Genomic DNA, 17,721 nt, shown 5'->3' on the forward strand with positions numbered 1-17,721 from the left:
ACCGATGTCCGTAAATTGTTCGGTAATACGTTACCTTTCTGATAGGTTATATGTGTAATTTATGTTCTCTGGCTAGGATTTGAAGTATTTGTTGCATTTTCCCTTTTCTGTTCTTTCTGATTACTCTGGTGCGCAGAAGCAGAGTTAGAAGAGGGAACTCTCAGAAAACGTGACCATCGTGAGAAAAGGAATTGACATGCGTTTCCTATTTGCTTTTTGCCCGCGGTTACAAAGAGCAAAAGGAGCATTCCTGCCAGGACGATATATTCCGATGGTCGCATGGTGCGAAAAGCCAATGAAATAGGCTCCCAAGGATGATGAATACCAAATAACCAGTTCACCAGTAGATTGGTTCCGAGCATGAGTATCATAAAGAGTGTGAATATCCAAAGTATTTTCATCAAATATCCCCCCGTGTGTATGAGCTAGAGCGTATTACATGTATACATTGTGTTGCAAAGTGGTCTAATTTATCCGATCCCATTGACTTAAAATAAATTAAGATTTATACTTATTCTAAATTAAAATGTTGTTGTGATTACTAGTTGATAATAAATATAATCTGCATTAGCTAAGGGAGATGCGGTATGAGAACTTTAAATTTAACCTCACAGCGCCAAGCGGTGTATGATGTGGTTCGTGAGGCCCACGATCATCCTACTGCGGCCGATGTCATGAATCGGTTAATGGAGCGCGGGTATAATCTGGCCTATGGAACGGTATATAATTCGCTGCGTTATTTAACCGATAAGGAATTAATCCGCGAGCTGAAGCTGGGGGAAGCTGCCAGTCGTTATGACGGACGGATGGATGATCATCAGCATATTATTTGTCAGGTATGTGGACGGGTAGATGAAGTGATGAGCGAGGTTCCACACGATTGGATCGAGACGGTTGCGCATGAAACGGGATATAACATTGCCCATGCCCATGTCGTATTCGGAGGAGTGTGTAAGGAATGCCAAAGCAAGCGAATCAAATAACGAATCGTTTCAAAGCAGCTGAGATGCCTACACGGGTGAAGGGGAGCTGGACAACGATATTATCCGATCCTTCTGCTCCTGCGTTACAGACGGTTCCTTCCAATGAGCCGTTGTATTGCCCGACCACCCGTCGCCTCGTTCTGATCAGCTCGGTTCCGGGTGTAGTTCATGGTTTGGTACGTACGTTGTCAGACGCGTGCTTTGATGTGATGGTGTTCCATCGCTGGGAGCCAGAAGTGCAGCGCCATTTGGGAAGCGATCTGCTGATTTACGATTTGACTGCTACCGATACGCGTAGTGAGTTGCTGGATTTCCGCAATCGTCTTGCAGCAGAGCATATGAAAGGAACTCCCGTCATGTACGTGGTTCAGGATCGGTTGGCTGTACGAGCGCATGAGCTGCTTCCTTCCGAAGAGGTTCTGGTATGGCCGCTGGTTTCCAATCACATGGTGCATGATATCGAACGGATGATTGTACGTCATCCGGCAACTTCCCGCCAGGCCGAGCAGACCAGCCGTCGTACCGTGTTCAAGGATATTTGGATTGACCGTGGCAAAATGCTCGTATATAAAGAAGAAAAACAATTGAGTTTGACCAAAACAGAATATGATTTGCTGTTGAAGCTGATTGATGCTCAAGGCAAAGTGATCTCTCGTGAGCAAATGATGCACGATATCTGGGAGACGGATTTTGTAGGCGGCAGCAACGTTGTGGACGTACATGTCAAAAGCTTGCGCAAGAAGCTGGACGACCGGCCTGCCGAGCCTGAATATATTGCGACTGTAAGAGGTGTAGGCTACAGATTGGCCGATTGAACTGAAGGTCATCTAAGCTGATGAATTTCCGCCGGATGAGAGACATTCGGCGGAGATATATGAATTCCTTGAAGAAACTGACACTAGATGTGACGGTTGACTTTATCAGGATACATACACTACAATCGGTAGTGTGAGGTGCTTCTTATGAAACGACTGAATTTTAAAGCTGGCGAAACTGGACTTAACCGTTTTTTCGGACCTCTGGAAGCCAAAATCATGGATATTTTATGGTCCACTTCGGATCGGAGTATCAAAGAAGTGCAGACCGCCTTGGAGGGGGATCGTGACTTTAACTTCAATACGGTAATGACCGTTATGAACCGTTTGGTGGAAAAGGGAATACTGAGTAAGAGTGTCCGTGGAAGAACGTCTTTATATCGGCCGGTTCTCAGCAGGGAAGAGTTCATGGACGAACAGTCCAAGGAGTTGAGTCACGAATTGGTGGATGAATTTGGTCCACTCGCCGTCAATCATATGATTGATGCTCTGGAGGTGGCCGATCCTGTGCTGATCGAACGTCTGGAACAAAAAATTAAACAATGGAAAAAGGATATGTAGACGATGTGGAAAACACGTTCTAAATTACTGTTTACAGCAGGCGCCTTGATTTCGGGTTTCGCCCTTATACAGATGGGTATGTACGCCGGGCAGCACGTTTTCGGCTGGGAATTGAATTTTAACGTGTTTCAAATTTGCAGAAGTCTGTTGCAAAATTACGGAATCGGCTACATGGTGGATGCACTTAGCGGGCTCGTCTTCCTTACCTTCGGCATCGCCGGGGGCGAAGCGATCCGACAGTGTATGGCCACGCGGGCGGTTTTCCGCAGACTGCACCGAATGCGTGATCTGCCGCTGACGGAAGCACTGGGCGAACGTTATCGTGAACTCGGAGCTGACCGGATTTGGGTCATTGATTATGCCAAGCCTGCCGCCTTCACCATGGGATTATGGAAGCCGCGCATTGTATTATCCTCCGCATTGCTGTCTGTACTGGACAAACAAGAGGAGGAGGCTGTCGTATACCATGAAGCGTATCATATGAAACATTATGATCCTTTGAAGACATGGCTGCTGCAAATGTGCGCCACATTGCTGTTCTATCTGCCGGTACTGCGTCATATTACCAACCATTATAAGATAGCCCGTGAAATTTTGGCTGACAACGAAGCGATTCATCGAACCGGTTCGCCGGTGGGGATTGGGAGCGCATTGCTCAAGCTTCTGAGTATGACGCCTGCTAATACCCGCCTGGTAAATTCCGTTGCCTGTTCCTCTTTTGCTGAAACATCCATTAATTATCGTATTTCACGTATTCTAGACCCTCAGCAAGAGCCGATCATTCAAATGCCTTGGCGTTCGATTATGTTTTCCAGCTATGTACTAGTGATGCTGACGCTTATGTTTGCACTGGCGTTAATGTAGTTTGGCAAAATATATCCTAATGGGTGGCGCTTTACGCGCTACCGATTATTGATGCACAGTACACTACGATTTGTAGTGTTGTCCACCCAATCTGTATACAACTTAAAAGGAGATGAGCATATGAATCAAACACTTACGAATATTGGATTACTATTGGTACGAATCTTTACAGGGGTTATTTTCATTGTTCACGGTTCACAAAAATTTCAGGGACTGGACGGAACCGCCGGCTTCTTCCAAAGTATCGGACTTCCTGGTTGGCTGGCTCCTGTGGTCGCTACCGTTGAGCTGGTTGGCGGTATTGCACTGGTCCTGGGTATCGGAACACGACTTGCCGGAGCAGCATTGACCATCGTTATGATCGGTGTATTACTGACTGCTAAAAAAGGACAGCCTTTTGGCTCGATTGAATTTGATCTACTGCTTCTGTTCACTAGTCTTCAGCAAGCACTTGTTGGTGGACGCTTTCTGGCGGTAGATCAGTTGTTTGGCCGTAAAAAGTCTGAAAGCAGTAACGTGCAGGTCTAAATGTTCATATAACCGCGTCCCTAGTCTCAGGGCGCGGTTTTTTATTTTGCCCATTTATGAAAAATAGCTGTAAATCATTTGCTGTATTTGACCGATATAACTTCCATTGAGTGTAATTCAAAACATAGCTTTTCAAGTAAAGGGGAAAAATACATGGAAAAAATGCGAAAGAGAACGACCATTTGGACACTCAGGAACAAGCTGATTTTAGGTTTTCTGCTTGTCTTGTTGTTACCAAGCTTAAGTATATCCATCGCGACCTATAGATCATCATATAATGCTATGGAGAAACAACTTCACAGCAGTGCAAATCAGGGGGTAGCCACGGCCAACTCCATTATTGAATATGCAATCGCCAGTAAAATCAAAGATGTGAAATATTTGGCGGACCGGCTCGACGGTTCGATGATTGATGGTCGAAACAGCCCGTTGATTCAGCCCAAGCTGATCCAGTACAAAGGCTTGCACGAAGATGCGAACGATATTTTTGTCGGTACACCAGAGGGCTTGATGATCCGGGGGGGGCCCAAAGAGAACGAAGGTACATATGATCCCCGCAAGCGGGACTGGTACATCGAAGCCATGAAGCAGCCCGGTAAGGTGGCCATCACTCCTGTCCTAATCAATTCTTCGGGTATTCCTGTTGTCGTGGTATCTCGAACGCTCTCCGACCAGTCCGGGGTTATCGGAATCTCCCTGAATCTGGAAAGTGTACGTAAGCTGGCTTCCATCAAAGTGGGGCAGGAGGGGTATATCATTATTTTGGATCATACGAAAAAATTTGTGGTCCACCCTACGGCCCAACCGGGTTCATCTTCTCAGGAAAGTTTTATTGATAAGATGTATAAATCACCGAGCGGAAACTTTAACTATGTGTATGAAGATCATGAAAAATATTTGACCTATGTAACGAATCAGGATACCGGCTGGAAAATTGCAGGCACCTTCTATCAATCCGAGATTAGCGATGCCACCGCTGCCATGCGTTACGTAACCATTTTCGTGTTGGCAGCCTCGTTGGTAATTGCAACAATTGCGATTTTCCTGATTACTCGTTCCGTTTTGGTACCGATCCGCAGACTACAAAAGTCGGCAGAGCAGATCAGTGAGGGAGATTTGACAGGCGATTTGGAAACGGGAAAAACCGATGAGGTTGGTCAGTTGTCTTCCCACTTCCAAACGATGGTAGATAGCTTGCGTATGATGATTCGAAGCGTACACGAAACTACAGATCGGGTAAGCACTTCGGCAGAGGAGTTGGCTGCGGGCGCAGATCAGACGACCAAAGCCATTGAGCATGTAACCATAGCTATTCAGGAAGTAGCAGTGGGCAGCGAGCGTCAGCTTCAAAGCGTCAAACATGGCTCTGTAAGTATGGAGGAGCTTGCTCAGCAGGCAGTGAACGTATCGGAGCGTATGGTGGGCGTATCTGAACAGGTGAAAAGAAACGCCGAGTCTGCGCAAGCAGGCAGCAAAGCAGCTACGCGTGCTGTACAAAAGATGCATGATATCGACGAGACCGTTAACGATCTCGGACATGCGATGGATTCCCTGAATGAACGCTCCGGCGAAATTGGAAATATCATCAGTGTCATATCCGGTATTGCCAAGCAAACGAACTTGCTGGCGCTGAATGCGTCCATTGAGGCGGCACGCGCTGGCGATCAAGGCAAAGGTTTTGCTGTGGTTGCTACGGAGGTACGCAAGCTGGCCGAGGAATCGGCAAAATCGGCGACCTTGATTTCAGAGCGTATTGAGGCGATGCAGATAGATATGGACCACGCTTTGACGGCTATGCATCAAGCGCGGACACGGGTTACAGAAGGCATTGATTCAGTAAGCACATCTGAGCAATCCTTTGCGGAAATCAGCCAGGCTGTGGAACGAGCGATGGGGCATATCGATGACATTACCGAAGTGACACAGGAAATGGCCCACGGTGCCGCAGATGTCGTGAGTATTATGAGCGACATTTCCCTTATTTCGAATGAGGCAGCGGGCAACACCGAGTCGATCTCGGCCGCAGCCGAACAGCAGCTTGCTTCTATCGAGGAAATTGCTTCTTCCTCAGCGGATTTGAGCCAAATGGCTGAGGAGCTGCGTGAGCTGGTTGGACGCTTCCGGGTCGGAGAAAAATAATAAATGAAAAAGCGCATGGATACAGGGGGTTACCTCCTTGTCCATGCGCTTTTATGCTTTTTTGCCACAGTATATGGCTCATATAGATAGGTACTATCTTTGGAATGACTTGGGCCGATTCAGACGGACACGGATCCGGCGTGTTCTGCTGGTGGTGCGTAGAGAACCTCTCTGAACCATATTGTTCAGCACCAGTGCGAAGATGACCAGAAATGTTCCGTACAGCTCGAATTGGCTGATCGTATAGCCTTGAAAATACATGAGTACCAGCGTAGTAATCGGGACAAAGTTAATAAATAAAATCCCGTTCAATGGAGACAGCTTTCGAATTCCGGCATTCCAGCTCAGCAAGGCTGCAAGTCCTGGAAGCAGAATCATAAAGCTCATTTCGTATTTGACTGACCATACATCCTGCCAATCCGGCACTGTAATCCAATGGAAGGCAGAGGAGACCGTGACGACGACGAAGGAAACAAGGGTTCCGAGCAGGCAGGTTAAGGTCGAATAGCGAAGAGTGGACCAGCCTGCAAAGTGGCTGCCTCCCATGGAATACACGACCCATCCGACGACCCCTGCAAAAATGAGCAGCAGCGGCAGCAAATGCTGCCCGGCAAGCGTGAAGAAGGTCCATTTTCCGTTCGTGATCACAAGTATTGCCCCAGCCAACGCAATCACCATACTGATTAGCGTATATTTCGGAGGCATTTTACGGGTCATGACCCATATCATCGCAATCGAGATCATCGGCATCAAAACTTCCATAATAGAAGCCACAATGGTACCTGCTGCTCCCATCCAGTGTTGTCCCTGGAAAACGGCCATATTATAAATGGTAAATCCCATCGTACCGAAGAACAGCAATGTCTTGCCCTTGCCCTCAAAGCGAAAAGCAGCTCGTCCCTCTTTGAGCCACAACAGCACGATCAGTATGAGCGTAACCGAGAAATAACGTAAAAATGAAAAGTACAGCGGATTGACTTGTTGTAAGGCAATGTGCGAAACCGGAAACATGGCCCCCCAGGACATACTGGCGATCAGGCACAACAAAGATCCGGTCATTATTTGTCTATTCATGGTGAAAAAAAGCTCCTCCTTGCCGGTCTCAGCGGACATATCTTATGGACACATCATAAAGGATGGAAAGCTGATGGTAAAATGATTGAAAATAAACATTATAATCATTTAAAATGATCATAAGTGACAAGGCGCGTCAATTTCGACGGTCTTGCCCTTCATATTTAAGGGGGAGCAGCTGTGGATTTGAACGATTTAAACATTTTCCAGACCGTAGCCGCTCATGGCAGTGTCAGCAAGGCGGCAGCCGAGCTTAGCTATGTTCAGTCCAATGTGACGGCCAGAATCAAGCTGCTGGAAAAGGAGCTGCAAACGCCTTTATTTTATAGACATAAGCGGGGCATGATCCTCAATGCGGAGGGAAAGCGTCTGCTGCAATATACGAAAAGCATTTTGTCGCAATTTGAGGAGATGAAGCATGCGTTTCAGAGCACCTCTGCACCTTCGGGGGTGCTGGAGATTGGCATTGTAGAGACGGTGGTTGCATTACCTTCGATTTTGCATGCTTACTACAGCCACTACCCCGATGTTGAGTTGTCCCTCAAGGCCGGGGTTACAGAGCATCTGGTACAGGAGGTTGCAGAAATGAGGCTGGATGGAGCCTTTGTGACCGGACCGGTGAAGCATCCCCTCATTGAACAGTTCGATGTCTTTCAGGAAAAGCTGGTCCTCGTTTCCCAGGGAGATGACTTTTCCATAGAGGATATTACAACCCGCCCGCTTCTTTTATATAAAAAGGGGTGCGGGTACCGGGAGCGGCTGGAAACCTGGCTCAAGATGGAGGGGATTATCCCCAAGCAGATTATGGAGTTTGGGACGTTTGAGACGATTGTCGGCAGCGTGGCGGCTGGTATCGGAATGACCGTTTTCCCCGAGTCTTCGATCAGCGGGCTGAAGGCCCAGGGACATGTACATTGTCATGCGCTTCCAGAGCCGTACAATGAAGTGACAACGGTGTTTATCCGTCGTAAGGAAGCCTATGTTACCAGTACTTTGCAGTCCTTTATCGATGAAATTGTCGCTCAGATACAGGCGTAGCTTTATCGCTTGGGCTCGGGTACAATGAAAAGGATTTGATCTCATTTTTACTTCCTGAAGGAGGGCTATTATGTTCACAATATATCCGGCTGCTTCCCGATTCAGCTTCGATAAGGGCTGGCTGCGGGGAAGTCACAGCTTTTCATTCGCGGAGTATCAGGATGAGAACAATACAGCGTTTGGTCCTATGCGCGTCTGTAATGACGATGTCATCGCACCGGGAAGAGGCTTTGGGGCGCATCCGCACAGTGACATGGAGATTGTCTCCATCGTGCTGTATGGAGAGCTGCGTCATGAGGACAACCGTGGACATGTGGCGGTGACCCGTTTTGGAGGCATTCAGCGAATGTCAGCGGGCCGCGGCATCATCCATACGGAGCACAACGCTTCGCAAACGGAGGATGTCAGCTTGCTGCAATTGTGGTTTAGCCCGCACACGAGAGGGCTGGAGCCATCTTATGAGGCTACAGCGTTCAACCCTGAGCGATTGCACGGCCAGCTTTTGCCTGTTGTTGCCGGAAAGCTTGTGCCAGACACAGAGGGTGAAATAGCTACAATCCATCAGGATTTGACGATTTATTTAAGCAAACTTCAGTCTGGAGAGCGTGTAGAATTCATACAAGCTGAGGGACGACGTGTGTTCTTGTTCATCATCGAAGGCTCTCTGCGTGTGAACGGTGAACATATTCTGCAAGGGCGTGATTCGGCCCGGATTGAGCAGGAGCCCAAGCTGTCACTGGAGGCACAGGAGCCCGTATTTTATATGCTGATCGATTTACCTTAAAAGGGGGTATGCGCAATGGCGCAGCACGAAACTTGGCTGATCAAGCATGCCGTCACGGGTCGTAGCTTTGCTGACAGCCGTAAGCAGGTTTTCGATTGTCGTTTGGATACGACGGATGGCCTCTTTCGCTTTACGATTCAAGAGCTGCCGCGTGAGACGGCAGAGACGATTGTACGATATAGCGAGGAACTGAACGTATTTCGTTTTGTAACGCCGGAGGAACAATCTATTGTGAAGCATTGGTACTACGTTACCCCGGAAAGCGTAAAATATAATGATCAGACAGGTGAGCTTACGCTCGAAGCTGGTTCTGAGATTGAATACCATCCCGAGGAGTATTGGGGAGATTAATCCTTTTTTTATATTGAATTTTTGAAGGGCTGTCCCGGTTAGGTGCGAATGTGAAGCTCACATAAAAACCCCGGGTCCTTCACACCTCAAAATTTGTCGAAAAAGGATTGGAAGGGGTGATGGCGATAAAAGTCAATGCTTAATCCATCCCTTTTCGGCATCGTTTATTACAAGCAAGCTTCAGGAGGCTTTGCAGTATGTTACACTGCGACTTGCCGAACAAGGCATTACAGTGTCAGTCGTAGAGCTTCAAGCAGCGATTGAGAAGGCATATCTAGAGTATAAAGCTAAGACAAAGGCTGTATCCATCGCTGAAACACAGCTATCAGAGGATGTAGCACAGGCGGCTGCTAAAGAGGCTGTATCTGGTCTGGCTGCAAAGCTTAATGATTTCTTGGCCCAGGCTACGGCAGAGGTGGTGCCCGTTGTTCCTGCCAAGGCGCAGTCTGATCCTGAGTCTATTTCAGCATCGGCAGAAGCTGTTCAAGCACCTGCATCTACTGAATAGAGCAATAGAACTGTTGTATAATCTGAAATGTGGAGTGTTGCTGTGCTCACTATTTTTGGAGCGGATAGCAATACGATATCCAAGTAACTGTTGTAATCGGTGTATTTGAGGCGGTGATTTCGTACATCTTGGCCGAGGCTTATGTGGATGGGAAGTCGGCTGGAGTTACGGGTAATGATGAGCTTGAATAATCGTAAACATTAGTAGAGTCAGTAATTTGCTGAATCAGCTGGCAGTTTTTCCTTGAGAATAAAGCGCCTCCTGATCATTCACAATGAATTTTAAAGAGGCGCTTTATATTTACATTTTTATAATTCGATAGTACAACTACCAAGCTACAGATCTGTCCACTACTTCTAAGCGAATGTTTTTGATAGACACCTGCCATGAGTCAGCTTCTATCTTAACGTATCGGATATGGCTCACTTCTGGGTGTTTACTCTTGTATATAGTCCAAGGAATAGTGTAAACACCATCATATCTATCATAATGCAACGGTGTCGAATCCTCTAAGTACCATTTTACTCCATCCTGAGAATAGTACAGGGAAACCCATTCGGGATCAGCTCCTGTATTTTCTGTCTCCGCATTGAATACACTCTTTATGCTATACATATTTCGCGGAACTCCAGGATCTCCTAGGTCAAAGGTGTAAGACGTTTCTCCATCTCTAACTTCCCATGTTTGGCCTACATGGTAGGTATCTGCCGAAACCGTTTCAGGATAACTAGGAAGAATGGTGACTACAGTAATGATTGCCATTAATAAAATTGAAAACCATTTATTTCTCATTCATATTCATCCTCTCAAGTTGTTCCCGCTTTTAGATATCTAGGTGTTTTTTATTCTCTTTTTAAAAGGCATGTCTGTTTATCATCGGGTTATTATTTACTCTAAAATCATCGTAACTGAACAGATAAGTATTGTGTAATCCACGTCACTGTCCGGAGCAGCAAAGCAGTGTCTCGACGGTTACTGATTATGTTACTAAATCTAGGCTCATTAATTCCTCATTAGAATCCCACCTACTGTTATATTTCAGCTATATTTGTAATTATGAAGAATAAAATTTATATAGGAGTAAATACCTATTTAGCTTATTGTTATGTGAATTTTTAGAAGAAAACTGTATGTATAGAAGCATAATGACACCCTACTGGCTATGCCGATGGGGGGTTACGTTTACGCATGCCATTATTGTAATCCTGCATGTCTATAATCTTCTTTTTAGAGGAGGTGTCATTTTGGAATTATTTCTAGTTATACTTAATATGTTAATTATTCTTGTTTCTATTGCTGGTGGAGTGCTTTTAATTGGACTATTGTACAGGGGGTATAAGCTGTTAGGCTTACTTATTGCTGAGAAAAAAAATAAAAATAATTCCGAAAAAAGAAATAATCAAAATTCCCACTAACCTTAATTGGTCGGTGGGAATTTTTTTGTTGAATGAATTATCATATTACTCACCGAATAGCTTTTTAGATGATCAGCATATTTTGCAAAAAATGTGATACATAACATAAATTTCATATAATATTATATATGGTTAATTTTAGGGAAAAATAAAATGCAATAATATAAAAATTTTAGGATTTTTATATGAAGGATGGATATGACATGAAGCATACACCTACGATTCGGGCGGAATTAGACAGATACCTAAAACAAGAGGGGTGAGCCTAACGTAATTCGGGCATATTGCAGGCATTAATAGGGGGTAAAAGAGACGGACGAAGATACTTTATATTGGATCAAACAGTATAAAGATTGGGCGAAATGTAATATTTACGTTAATAAACTCCTGTCTGGAGATATAAGTGTGCTAAACGATTATGTTGAATGCATTGCTGTAACAACTAATGAGGCCGACAAAGAAATGGTTACTAAGCTGTTGAACGTAATGCTTGCTGCTAACCGATATCAGATTGATGTAGATAACATACTTCGGCGTTTTGAAACGGAGATTAATTTATTACCAAACAGCAACCATCTGCTGATATGTATACTCATCAAGTAGTACCAGAACAATCTACGCGTTTTAAATATGAATTAGCTAAATATTACTTAAATAGAGGTAGATACTCAATTGGATTTAAATATTTGTTAGACGTTTTATCTAAATCATTAGCCATTAATAAAGAAGCTTTTTTTATTAGGTGCATAAGATTATTTGAGCAATTTAATGAATTTGCAGACGTTCAAGCTCATTCAAATTACGAAACTTTAGTTAGTAAAGGAAAAAAATATAAATTATTTTATTATTGATTGTCGTAACTATGTCTACTTAAACAATTTATGATATGGTTGAAGGGTTATGCTCAACTTGGATAGTCTAAGGAATTGAGAATCAGCAGAGTGCTTTTGGAGAGATCCAGAAGCACTCTTTTTGTCATATAATCTAAACTCGAAAAATGAACACAAAAACGAAGTAGGCGGAATGGTGCTGTGCAAGCAGGACGGTGGCGATGGGAAGCACCATCCGACTGCGCAGGTGGCGCAATAGGTAACTTTTAAGCTCAAAAAGAAGACTCCAAAACCACCTTGAAGTGGAACTGGAGTCTTCTTTTTGAGCTTGTTGGATACATAATCCTTTGCAGGCTGGTAATCCTACATGTCATATACCTGTTCGGCTTATTCGTAGAGGGGGAATAACGATGAGGAAAGGACCCAAGTTGCCAAGATTACCATGGAGCCGGCGAGCGATTCCGGCCGCAGATCGTAAGTCCCAAAATACCAATGCTCTTAAAGGATTGCCTGAACCATCCTGGCTGGAACAGCCGTTGCGGGGCAGCCTGGAAGACAACTTGACTGCATTGCGTGATATTTTCAAGGATTGTTCTGATATCGTCTACCGAGAGCTGATGATTTCACCTGAACACAAAGGGTTATTGGCTTATGTTGAAGGTACGGTGAAATCGGAGGATTTGCAGGATCATATCCTGCGGCCTTTCATTTTAGGCATGATGCTCAAGGACCCTGAGGTAAACGGTACATTGGACCCGCTGGATGAAACTCGGATTTCCATGTCCCAGACCAAAACGATGGATCAATGGAAAACGGTCTCGGCGGCGATACTGGACGGCAATGCCGCCTTGTTCGTAGACGGTAAGTCTCGAGCGTATATCTTCAGTGCTAAGGGAGGCGTCCGCCGTGGGGTGGAGGAGCCTCAGACCGAAGCGGTTATTCGTGGACCGCGTGAAGGATTTACCGAGACCCTTCGGGTGAATACAGCCTTGCTGCGATTCAAGCTGAAAACCTCCAAGCTCAAGATGCTCAGCATGACCATCGGGAAAGAAACCCAAACGAGCATCGTCCTTAGCTATATCGAGGGGATTATCGATCCGAAGCTAGTAGATGATGTAAAAAAAAGGCTCAGCGATATCAAAATTGATGGTGTGCTGGATACGGGATACATTGAGGAGTTGATTGAGGACCACCCGTTTTCCCCGTTTCCGCAAATGGAATACACGGAACGACCCGATACTGTCACCGCGGAATTATTGGAAGGGCGCTTTGCCATTTTTGTGGACGGGACGCCCTTCGCCCTGATTGGTCCAGTCACGATGTGGATGATGATGCAGGCGAGCGAAGACTATTACGAGCGTTTTTTCATCAGTAATATGGTGCGCTGGATTCGGTTTCTTTTTCTCATATTAGCGCTCTTTTTGCCCGCATTATATGTAGCGGTCACGACCTATCATCAGGATATGCTGCCGACGACACTCATCTTGAGTATCGCGGCGGCGCGTGAGTCCATCCCGTTCCCCGCCCTGGTGGAAGCGTTGATGATGGAGATTTCCTTTGAGGCGTTACGGGAAGCAGGGATTCGCCTCCCCAAAACAGTAGGTCAGGCTGTCAGTATCCTCGGGGCGCTTGTTATCGGGCAGGCAGCCGTACAAGCAGGAATCGTATCGGCTCCCATCGTTATTGTTGTGTCCCTCACGGGGATTGCTTCGTTTACGATTCCGCGTTTTAACTTTGCCATTACGGTCCGCCTGTTACGGTTCCCGATCATGCTGATGGCGGGGGTATTCGGATTGTTTGGAGTCATTATCGCAACCACACTGATTGCTACACATTTAACTAAGCTAACGTCGTTTGGTGTGCCTTACATGAGCGGGTATAGCCCGTACAATCACATGGACCAAAAGGATATCGTCGTTCGTGCGCCATGGTGGAAATTGACCAGTCGACCTTCCTGGGTTAGAAAAGACAACAACAAACGAGCGAAGAAAAAGATGAATGGAACGCCCACAACCGAGGAGGGATGGTGATGAAGAAGTCCAAAGCGTCTGATGCAGGGAAAGTACGTAAAGCGGCTGTGCTCAGTTGTTTGTTGCTTTGTTCTGTTCTTTTGGGGGGATGCTGGGATCGTCGTGAAGTGAACGATGTGGCCTTTGTAATGGGTACCGGGTTGGATAAGGAAGGAGATCAATACCGTGTAACGATGCAAATTGCTCTTCCCGGACAGCTCGGTTCTTCGGGAAACACAGGAGGTGGGGGAGGTACAAGCGGAACAAAATCCTATTATCTGGTGTCCAAGACAGGCCCAAGCTTTCGGGGAGCAAGCGCCGAGGAGCAGCGGGGAGTTTCACGAACGCTGAATTTCTCCCATCGACGGGTACTATTATTCGGCGAGGCGCTGGCACGTGAGGGGATCAGCAAATTTATGGATGTATTGGCGCGTATTCCGCAGAACCGTCTGTCTTCACTGGTTGTCATCACGAAGGGATCAGCCATGGATGTGCTGCAGGCGGATGCGCCGATTGAGCAATATCCAGCAGAGATGGTGCGTGAGCTCAACTTTTCATATATGAAGAAACCCCGCTCCATTAAGCTGTTGATGAATTCAATCCTGATGGATGGAATTGACCCGGTTGTGCCGGTGATGTCTCTCGTGAAAAATGGTCCCGCCAATATAAAAGACAAGAAGACGAATATTCAGGTGGATGGGCTGGCTGTCTTTCGCAAAGACAGAGTAACGGGAATTATTGATAACCATCTAAGCCGGTTTCTGCTATTGGGTATGGAGCAGGCCAAGGATACGGAGATATTCATCCCCCCTCCTAAAGGTGCTGGTTATATATCCGTTCATCTCATCGAAAATAACGTCCATATCAAGCCTCATATTCAGGGGGATGATATTCGAATGAGCATTCGTCTGAACTGCAACGGGAATGTAAGGGAGGATGAGACCACTTTTGATATATCCAATGAGGAAAATTTGAAGTGGCTGGAGCAGCAAGTTGCCGAAGAAATCAAGAAAGAGTTGGGTGAGGCTGTCCGGGTTATTCAGCAAAAATATCATTCAGACATACTTGGTTTGGGCCGGGCTATCATTATGAATCTTCCTGATGAATGGAAACGGATTAAACCTCGATGGGAACAGCTGTATCCCAAGGTAGAGGTCACCATAGATCCAATTGTGCATATTGAGAATGTCGGGGCGATCACCAAACCATTCGGGATCAAAAAGGAGCAGATCCAAAATGAATAAAGTATTTTTGTTACCGTTGGTACTGGCTATGCTTTTTATGTATCTGATTGACCGTAAAAGTCTAAAATCCGCACCTTCTGTCAATCGTTGGGTCTCAATCGTATTATATGCCATTAGCATTGGGATCTGGATCTATGGAACTTCGACAAAGAGTTCCGTTTATGTGGCCACATGGCTAAGCCGTTTCATTGATATATGGCTCCCTCCTGCGTTGTAACGAGCGTAAGATGCCAGTAGGAAAAGGAGGATCTCCTGTATGAAACAGTTCACAACCAGACAAATCGTGCTGCTTAGTGTGTTGCTGGAGACCCATGTAACTTTGTTACATGCTCCTTCACAGGCGGCAGCGTTCGCAGCACAGCATGCCTATTGGACCTGCGTGGTTGCAGCCATCGTGTTATGCCTGCCTATTTGGGTATTTTTGAAGCTGGGGCAGCGGTTTCCTGATCAAGATCTGTTTCAGGTTATGGTCAGCTCTAACCCGTTCATAGGGCGGATCCTGCTGATGATCTACTTCGTTCTATTTTTAATCGTGTTTAGCCGGGATCTGTGGATTATTACCGACTTGGTCAAGGCGGTCTTACTACAGCAAACCCCTTTTTTTATGATTTCAATGATCGTGCTGTTAACCACTGTTTTTATGGCTAAGGGCGGTATTAACACCATCGTGAACCTGAGTGAAATGTTTATACCGATATCCATTTTAACACTGCTAACGATGCCGTTTTTCTTTGGCGTCAATATGGACTTTTCAGAGTTCAGGCCATTTTTGTACCCGAACATGAGTGGAATCATGAAGGGAGGCTGGTATATGTTTTCTTATATGGCGGACATTCTAATGATCCCTTTTGTACTTCAAGGGAAAAGCTATCGCCCTTCTGGTGCATGGTGGGGTCATTTAATAGGGACATGCTTCATGATCATGATTGTCCTGCTTATGCAACTTGTCATAGGTGTTCCGATTCTGATGCGATTGTTCTATCCCTCCTATGAGCTGGCACGTCAGCTGTATGTAACGGATTTTCTGGATCGGTTTGATATATTTGTAGGCGGATTCACGATACCTGCCTTGCTTATTAAATTGGGAATGGATTTGTATGTGCTCAGCATGATAATTAAACGATTATTCCCTCATGTCAGTGGTGCCTTGATGGTTTGGCCTGTAGGTTTGCTGGGATACATCTGCTCCTTCATTGTTTTTTCAAATATCATTCAGACTTACGATTTTAGCCGGGAGTGGACGGTCGTGATGATGATGTTCCTTGTAGTTCTTCCCTTAGTGCTGTGTCTGTTGCTACGACCCAAGAATAAGGGAGAAGAACAGGGAAACTAGAATGAGGTTGGCTGCATTGTAACGCATGTAATGAATGCGCAAAAGGAGGATGTACCTGCATGAGGCAGTTCACAACCAGACAAATTGTATTGCTTGGTGTATTGTTAGAGGTCGGTATTACCCTGGTGCATGCTCCGGGTCAGGCAGCAGATTACGCGCACCAGCATGCCTATTGGACCTGTGCGATTGCTGCCATCGTAATATGCTTGCCGATCTGGGCGATGTTGAAGCTTAAGCGGCGTTTTCCAGATCAGGATCTACTACAGGCCATAGTCAGCTCTCACCCCGTGCTAGGGCGTATGCTGCTTGTGGTCTATCTTATTTTATTCCTGATCATTTTTGCACGAGATCTGAGAATTATTACTGATCTGGTGGAGATTGTCCTTTTGCCGCTGACTCCGATTGTCGTCATATCCCTTATTTTACTACTGACCTTAACGTTCATGGCTAAGGGCGGTATAAGCACCATTGTGAATTTAGCGGAGATTTTTGTACCGTTGTTGATTCTGACGCTACTGACGATGCCGCTTTTTTTCGGGCGTAATATGGATTTTTCAGCGATAAGACCGTTTTTACACCCGGATATAGGTGGAGTGATCAAAGGCAGCTGGCGCATGCTTGGTTATATGGCAGACCTTATGATGCTGCCCTTTATCATTGCTGGGCGCAGCTACAATGGACGCAGTGCGTGGCTTGGACATTTGATCGGGAGCGCATTTCTGATCGTGCTAGTGTTGCAGTCAGAGCTGGTTATTGGTGTTCCTATCTTGTCACGGCTGTTTTATCCATCGTATGAACTGGCGCGCCAGTTGCAGCTAACGGACTTTCTGGATCGGTTTGACTTGTTTGTGGCTGGACTGACCGTACCGACCTTTCTTACCAAAGTTGGGGTTGATCTGTACGTTATTGGTTTGACGACCAAACGCATGTTTGCCCATACATGGGGAAGTCTGATGGTTTGGCCTGTAGGCTTGTTGGGTTACGTCTGCTCTTTTATGCTGTTCTCTAACGTCGTCCAAATTTATGATTTCAGTCGGGAGTGGACCATGGTGATGGTTATTTTCTTCGTTTTCATGCCTTTAGTGCTATGGCTGCTACTCCGGCCCAAACCAAAAGAAGATAACGGTGATCATAAGCCATCTGGAGAGAAGCAGGATAGTACAAGTCAGCCAGATAGCGCGAGCCAGCAAGAAAGCCAGCAGGCAAGCAGCACAGGAGAAGCTAACTTATAAGTTTACTATATTC

At 45.9% G+C, this 17,721-nt stretch carries 21 protein-coding genes; 18 read left to right on the forward strand and 3 right to left on the reverse strand.

Annotated features, from left to right (window positions below):
• Nucleotides 1-59: 59 nt before the first annotated feature.
• Entirely contained in the window at nucleotides 60-401 is a 342-nt protein-coding gene (locus LCF57_RS21505) for a hypothetical protein (RefSeq protein WP_226002518.1), read from the reverse strand.
• Nucleotides 402-587: 186 nt separating this feature from the next.
• Between LCF57_RS21505 and LCF57_RS21510 the strand changes: the two genes are divergently transcribed.
• The 6 genes from LCF57_RS21510 to LCF57_RS21535 all read left to right on the forward strand — a co-directional run bounded on the left by LCF57_RS21510 (nucleotide 588) and on the right by LCF57_RS21535 (nucleotide 5,890).
• Nucleotides 588-983, forward strand: coding sequence for a Fur family transcriptional regulator (locus tag LCF57_RS21510; protein ID WP_152379750.1), 396 nt, complete (start codon nucleotides 588-590; stop codon nucleotides 981-983).
• On the forward strand, nucleotides 959-1,798 hold the full coding sequence (locus LCF57_RS21515) for a response regulator transcription factor (RefSeq protein WP_226002519.1): 840 nt from the start codon (nucleotides 959-961) through the stop codon (nucleotides 1,796-1,798). Before LCF57_RS21510 ends, LCF57_RS21515 begins: the two co-directional genes overlap by 25 nt.
• A 147-nt stretch (nucleotides 1,799-1,945) precedes the next feature.
• Nucleotides 1,946-2,359, forward strand: a complete 414-nt coding sequence (locus tag LCF57_RS21520; protein WP_226002520.1) for a BlaI/MecI/CopY family transcriptional regulator — start codon at nucleotides 1,946-1,948, stop codon at nucleotides 2,357-2,359.
• Nucleotides 2,360-2,362: 3 nt separating this feature from the next.
• On the forward strand, nucleotides 2,363-3,223 hold the full coding sequence (locus LCF57_RS21525; RefSeq protein ID WP_226002521.1) for a M56 family metallopeptidase: 861 nt from the start codon (nucleotides 2,363-2,365) through the stop codon (nucleotides 3,221-3,223).
• A 120-nt stretch (nucleotides 3,224-3,343) separates the two neighbouring features.
• Entirely contained in the window at nucleotides 3,344-3,751 is a 408-nt protein-coding gene (locus tag LCF57_RS21530) for a DoxX family protein (RefSeq protein WP_226002522.1), read from the forward strand.
• 153 nt (nucleotides 3,752-3,904) lie between these two features.
• Nucleotides 3,905-5,890 carry a methyl-accepting chemotaxis protein gene (locus tag LCF57_RS21535; RefSeq protein WP_226002523.1) on the forward strand — a complete coding sequence of 662 codons (1,986 nt, stop codon included), beginning with the start codon at nucleotides 3,905-3,907 and terminating at the stop codon, nucleotides 5,888-5,890.
• Between the two features lie 93 nt (nucleotides 5,891-5,983).
• On the opposite strand, the gene LCF57_RS21540 is transcribed toward LCF57_RS21535, so the two are convergent.
• Complete coding sequence (locus LCF57_RS21540) at nucleotides 5,984-6,964, reverse strand: DMT family transporter (protein ID WP_226002524.1); 981 nt, start codon at nucleotides 6,962-6,964, stop codon at nucleotides 5,984-5,986.
• 180 nt (nucleotides 6,965-7,144) lie between these two features.
• Here LCF57_RS21540 and LCF57_RS21545 point away from each other — a divergent pair, with 180 nt between their 5' ends.
• The 4 genes from LCF57_RS21545 to LCF57_RS21560 all read left to right on the forward strand — a co-directional run bounded on the left by LCF57_RS21545 (nucleotide 7,145) and on the right by LCF57_RS21560 (nucleotide 9,645).
• Nucleotides 7,145-8,002, forward strand: coding sequence for a LysR family transcriptional regulator (locus LCF57_RS21545; protein WP_226002525.1), 858 nt, complete (start codon nucleotides 7,145-7,147; stop codon nucleotides 8,000-8,002).
• A 70-nt stretch (nucleotides 8,003-8,072) separates the two neighbouring features.
• A complete protein-coding gene (locus LCF57_RS21550; RefSeq protein WP_226002526.1) occupies nucleotides 8,073-8,786 on the forward strand; it encodes a pirin family protein in 714 nt (237 codons plus the stop codon).
• 15 nt (nucleotides 8,787-8,801) lie between these two features.
• Entirely contained in the window at nucleotides 8,802-9,137 is a 336-nt protein-coding gene (locus tag LCF57_RS21555) for a hypothetical protein (RefSeq protein ID WP_226002527.1), read from the forward strand.
• Nucleotides 9,138-9,327: 190 nt separating this feature from the next.
• Nucleotides 9,328-9,645 carry a hypothetical protein gene (locus LCF57_RS21560; protein WP_264083732.1) on the forward strand — a complete coding sequence of 106 codons (318 nt, stop codon included), beginning with the start codon at nucleotides 9,328-9,330 and terminating at the stop codon, nucleotides 9,643-9,645.
• 327 nt (nucleotides 9,646-9,972) lie between these two features.
• Here LCF57_RS21560 and LCF57_RS21565 read toward each other — a convergent pair whose 3' ends face one another.
• On the reverse strand, nucleotides 9,973-10,437 hold the full coding sequence (locus LCF57_RS21565) for a hypothetical protein (protein ID WP_226002528.1): 465 nt from the start codon (nucleotides 10,435-10,437) through the stop codon (nucleotides 9,973-9,975).
• A gap of 452 nt (nucleotides 10,438-10,889) precedes the next feature.
• Here LCF57_RS21565 and LCF57_RS21570 point away from each other — a divergent pair, with 452 nt between their 5' ends.
• The 8 genes from LCF57_RS21570 (at nucleotide 10,890) to LCF57_RS21600 (ending at nucleotide 17,708) form a co-directional block, all read left to right on the forward strand.
• Nucleotides 10,890-11,060 (forward strand): hypothetical protein, encoded by a 171-nt coding sequence (locus LCF57_RS21570; protein ID WP_226002529.1) that lies wholly within the window; start codon nucleotides 10,890-10,892, stop codon nucleotides 11,058-11,060.
• Between the two features lie 405 nt (nucleotides 11,061-11,465).
• Nucleotides 11,466-11,663: a hypothetical protein gene (locus LCF57_RS28320; protein ID WP_413232216.1), complete on the forward strand. Its 198-nt coding sequence runs from the start codon at nucleotides 11,466-11,468 to the stop codon at nucleotides 11,661-11,663.
• Entirely contained in the window at nucleotides 11,645-11,911 is a 267-nt protein-coding gene (locus tag LCF57_RS28325; protein ID WP_413232217.1) for a hypothetical protein, read from the forward strand. The genes LCF57_RS28320 and LCF57_RS28325 overlap by 19 nt, the downstream gene beginning before the upstream one ends.
• Before the next feature lie 389 nt (nucleotides 11,912-12,300).
• On the forward strand, nucleotides 12,301-13,920 hold the full coding sequence (locus tag LCF57_RS21580; protein WP_226002530.1) for a spore germination protein: 1,620 nt from the start codon (nucleotides 12,301-12,303) through the stop codon (nucleotides 13,918-13,920).
• The gene (locus tag LCF57_RS21585) at nucleotides 13,914-15,143 is read left to right on the forward strand and encodes a Ger(x)C family spore germination protein (protein ID WP_318840745.1); all 1,230 of its coding nucleotides are present in this window, start codon (nucleotides 13,914-13,916) and stop codon (nucleotides 15,141-15,143) included. Before LCF57_RS21580 ends, LCF57_RS21585 begins: the two co-directional genes overlap by 7 nt.
• Nucleotides 15,136-15,360 (forward strand): hypothetical protein, encoded by a 225-nt coding sequence (locus tag LCF57_RS21590; RefSeq protein WP_226002532.1) that lies wholly within the window; start codon nucleotides 15,136-15,138, stop codon nucleotides 15,358-15,360. The genes LCF57_RS21585 and LCF57_RS21590 overlap by 8 nt, the downstream gene beginning before the upstream one ends.
• Before the next feature lie 39 nt (nucleotides 15,361-15,399).
• Nucleotides 15,400-16,476 (forward strand): GerAB/ArcD/ProY family transporter, encoded by a 1,077-nt coding sequence (locus LCF57_RS21595; RefSeq protein ID WP_226002533.1) that lies wholly within the window; start codon nucleotides 15,400-15,402, stop codon nucleotides 16,474-16,476.
• A 59-nt stretch (nucleotides 16,477-16,535) separates the two neighbouring features.
• A complete protein-coding gene (locus LCF57_RS21600) occupies nucleotides 16,536-17,708 on the forward strand; it encodes a GerAB/ArcD/ProY family transporter (protein ID WP_226002534.1) in 1,173 nt (390 codons plus the stop codon).
• Nucleotides 17,709-17,721: the final 13 nt, after the last annotated feature.

This window comes from Paenibacillus sp. BJ-4 (genome assembly GCF_020404765.1).
Lineage (GTDB): Bacteria > Bacillota > Bacilli > Paenibacillales > Paenibacillaceae > Paenibacillus.

Excerpts from the sequence above, each read along its gene's own strand:
- LCF57_RS21505 (WP_226002518.1), bottom strand. The coding sequence starts at position 401 with ATGAAAATACTTTGGATATTCACACTCTTTATGATACTCATGCTCGGA.
- LCF57_RS21510 (WP_152379750.1), top strand. The coding sequence starts at position 588 with ATGAGAACTTTAAATTTAACCTCACAGCGCCAAGCGGTGTATGATGTG.
- LCF57_RS21515 (WP_226002519.1), top strand. The coding sequence starts at position 959 with ATGCCAAAGCAAGCGAATCAAATAACGAATCGTTTCAAAGCAGCTGAG.
- LCF57_RS21520 (WP_226002520.1), top strand. The coding sequence starts at position 1,946 with ATGAAACGACTGAATTTTAAAGCTGGCGAAACTGGACTTAACCGTTTT.
- LCF57_RS21525 (WP_226002521.1), top strand. The coding sequence starts at position 2,363 with ATGTGGAAAACACGTTCTAAATTACTGTTTACAGCAGGCGCCTTGATT.
- LCF57_RS21530 (WP_226002522.1), top strand. The coding sequence starts at position 3,344 with ATGAATCAAACACTTACGAATATTGGATTACTATTGGTACGAATCTTT.
- LCF57_RS21535 (WP_226002523.1), top strand. The coding sequence starts at position 3,905 with ATGGAAAAAATGCGAAAGAGAACGACCATTTGGACACTCAGGAACAAG.
- LCF57_RS21540 (WP_226002524.1), bottom strand. The coding sequence starts at position 6,964 with ATGAATAGACAAATAATGACCGGATCTTTGTTGTGCCTGATCGCCAGT.
- LCF57_RS21550 (WP_226002526.1), top strand. The coding sequence starts at position 8,073 with ATGTTCACAATATATCCGGCTGCTTCCCGATTCAGCTTCGATAAGGGC.
- LCF57_RS21555 (WP_226002527.1), top strand. The coding sequence starts at position 8,802 with ATGGCGCAGCACGAAACTTGGCTGATCAAGCATGCCGTCACGGGTCGT.
- LCF57_RS21565 (WP_226002528.1), bottom strand. The coding sequence starts at position 10,437 with ATGAGAAATAAATGGTTTTCAATTTTATTAATGGCAATCATTACTGTA.
- LCF57_RS28325 (WP_413232217.1), top strand. The coding sequence starts at position 11,645 with ATGTATACTCATCAAGTAGTACCAGAACAATCTACGCGTTTTAAATAT.
- LCF57_RS21580 (WP_226002530.1), top strand. The coding sequence starts at position 12,301 with ATGAGGAAAGGACCCAAGTTGCCAAGATTACCATGGAGCCGGCGAGCG.
- LCF57_RS21585 (WP_318840745.1), top strand. The coding sequence starts at position 13,914 with ATGGTGATGAAGAAGTCCAAAGCGTCTGATGCAGGGAAAGTACGTAAA.
- LCF57_RS21590 (WP_226002532.1), top strand. The coding sequence starts at position 15,136 with ATGAATAAAGTATTTTTGTTACCGTTGGTACTGGCTATGCTTTTTATG.
- LCF57_RS21595 (WP_226002533.1), top strand. The coding sequence starts at position 15,400 with ATGAAACAGTTCACAACCAGACAAATCGTGCTGCTTAGTGTGTTGCTG.
- LCF57_RS21600 (WP_226002534.1), top strand. The coding sequence starts at position 16,536 with ATGAGGCAGTTCACAACCAGACAAATTGTATTGCTTGGTGTATTGTTA.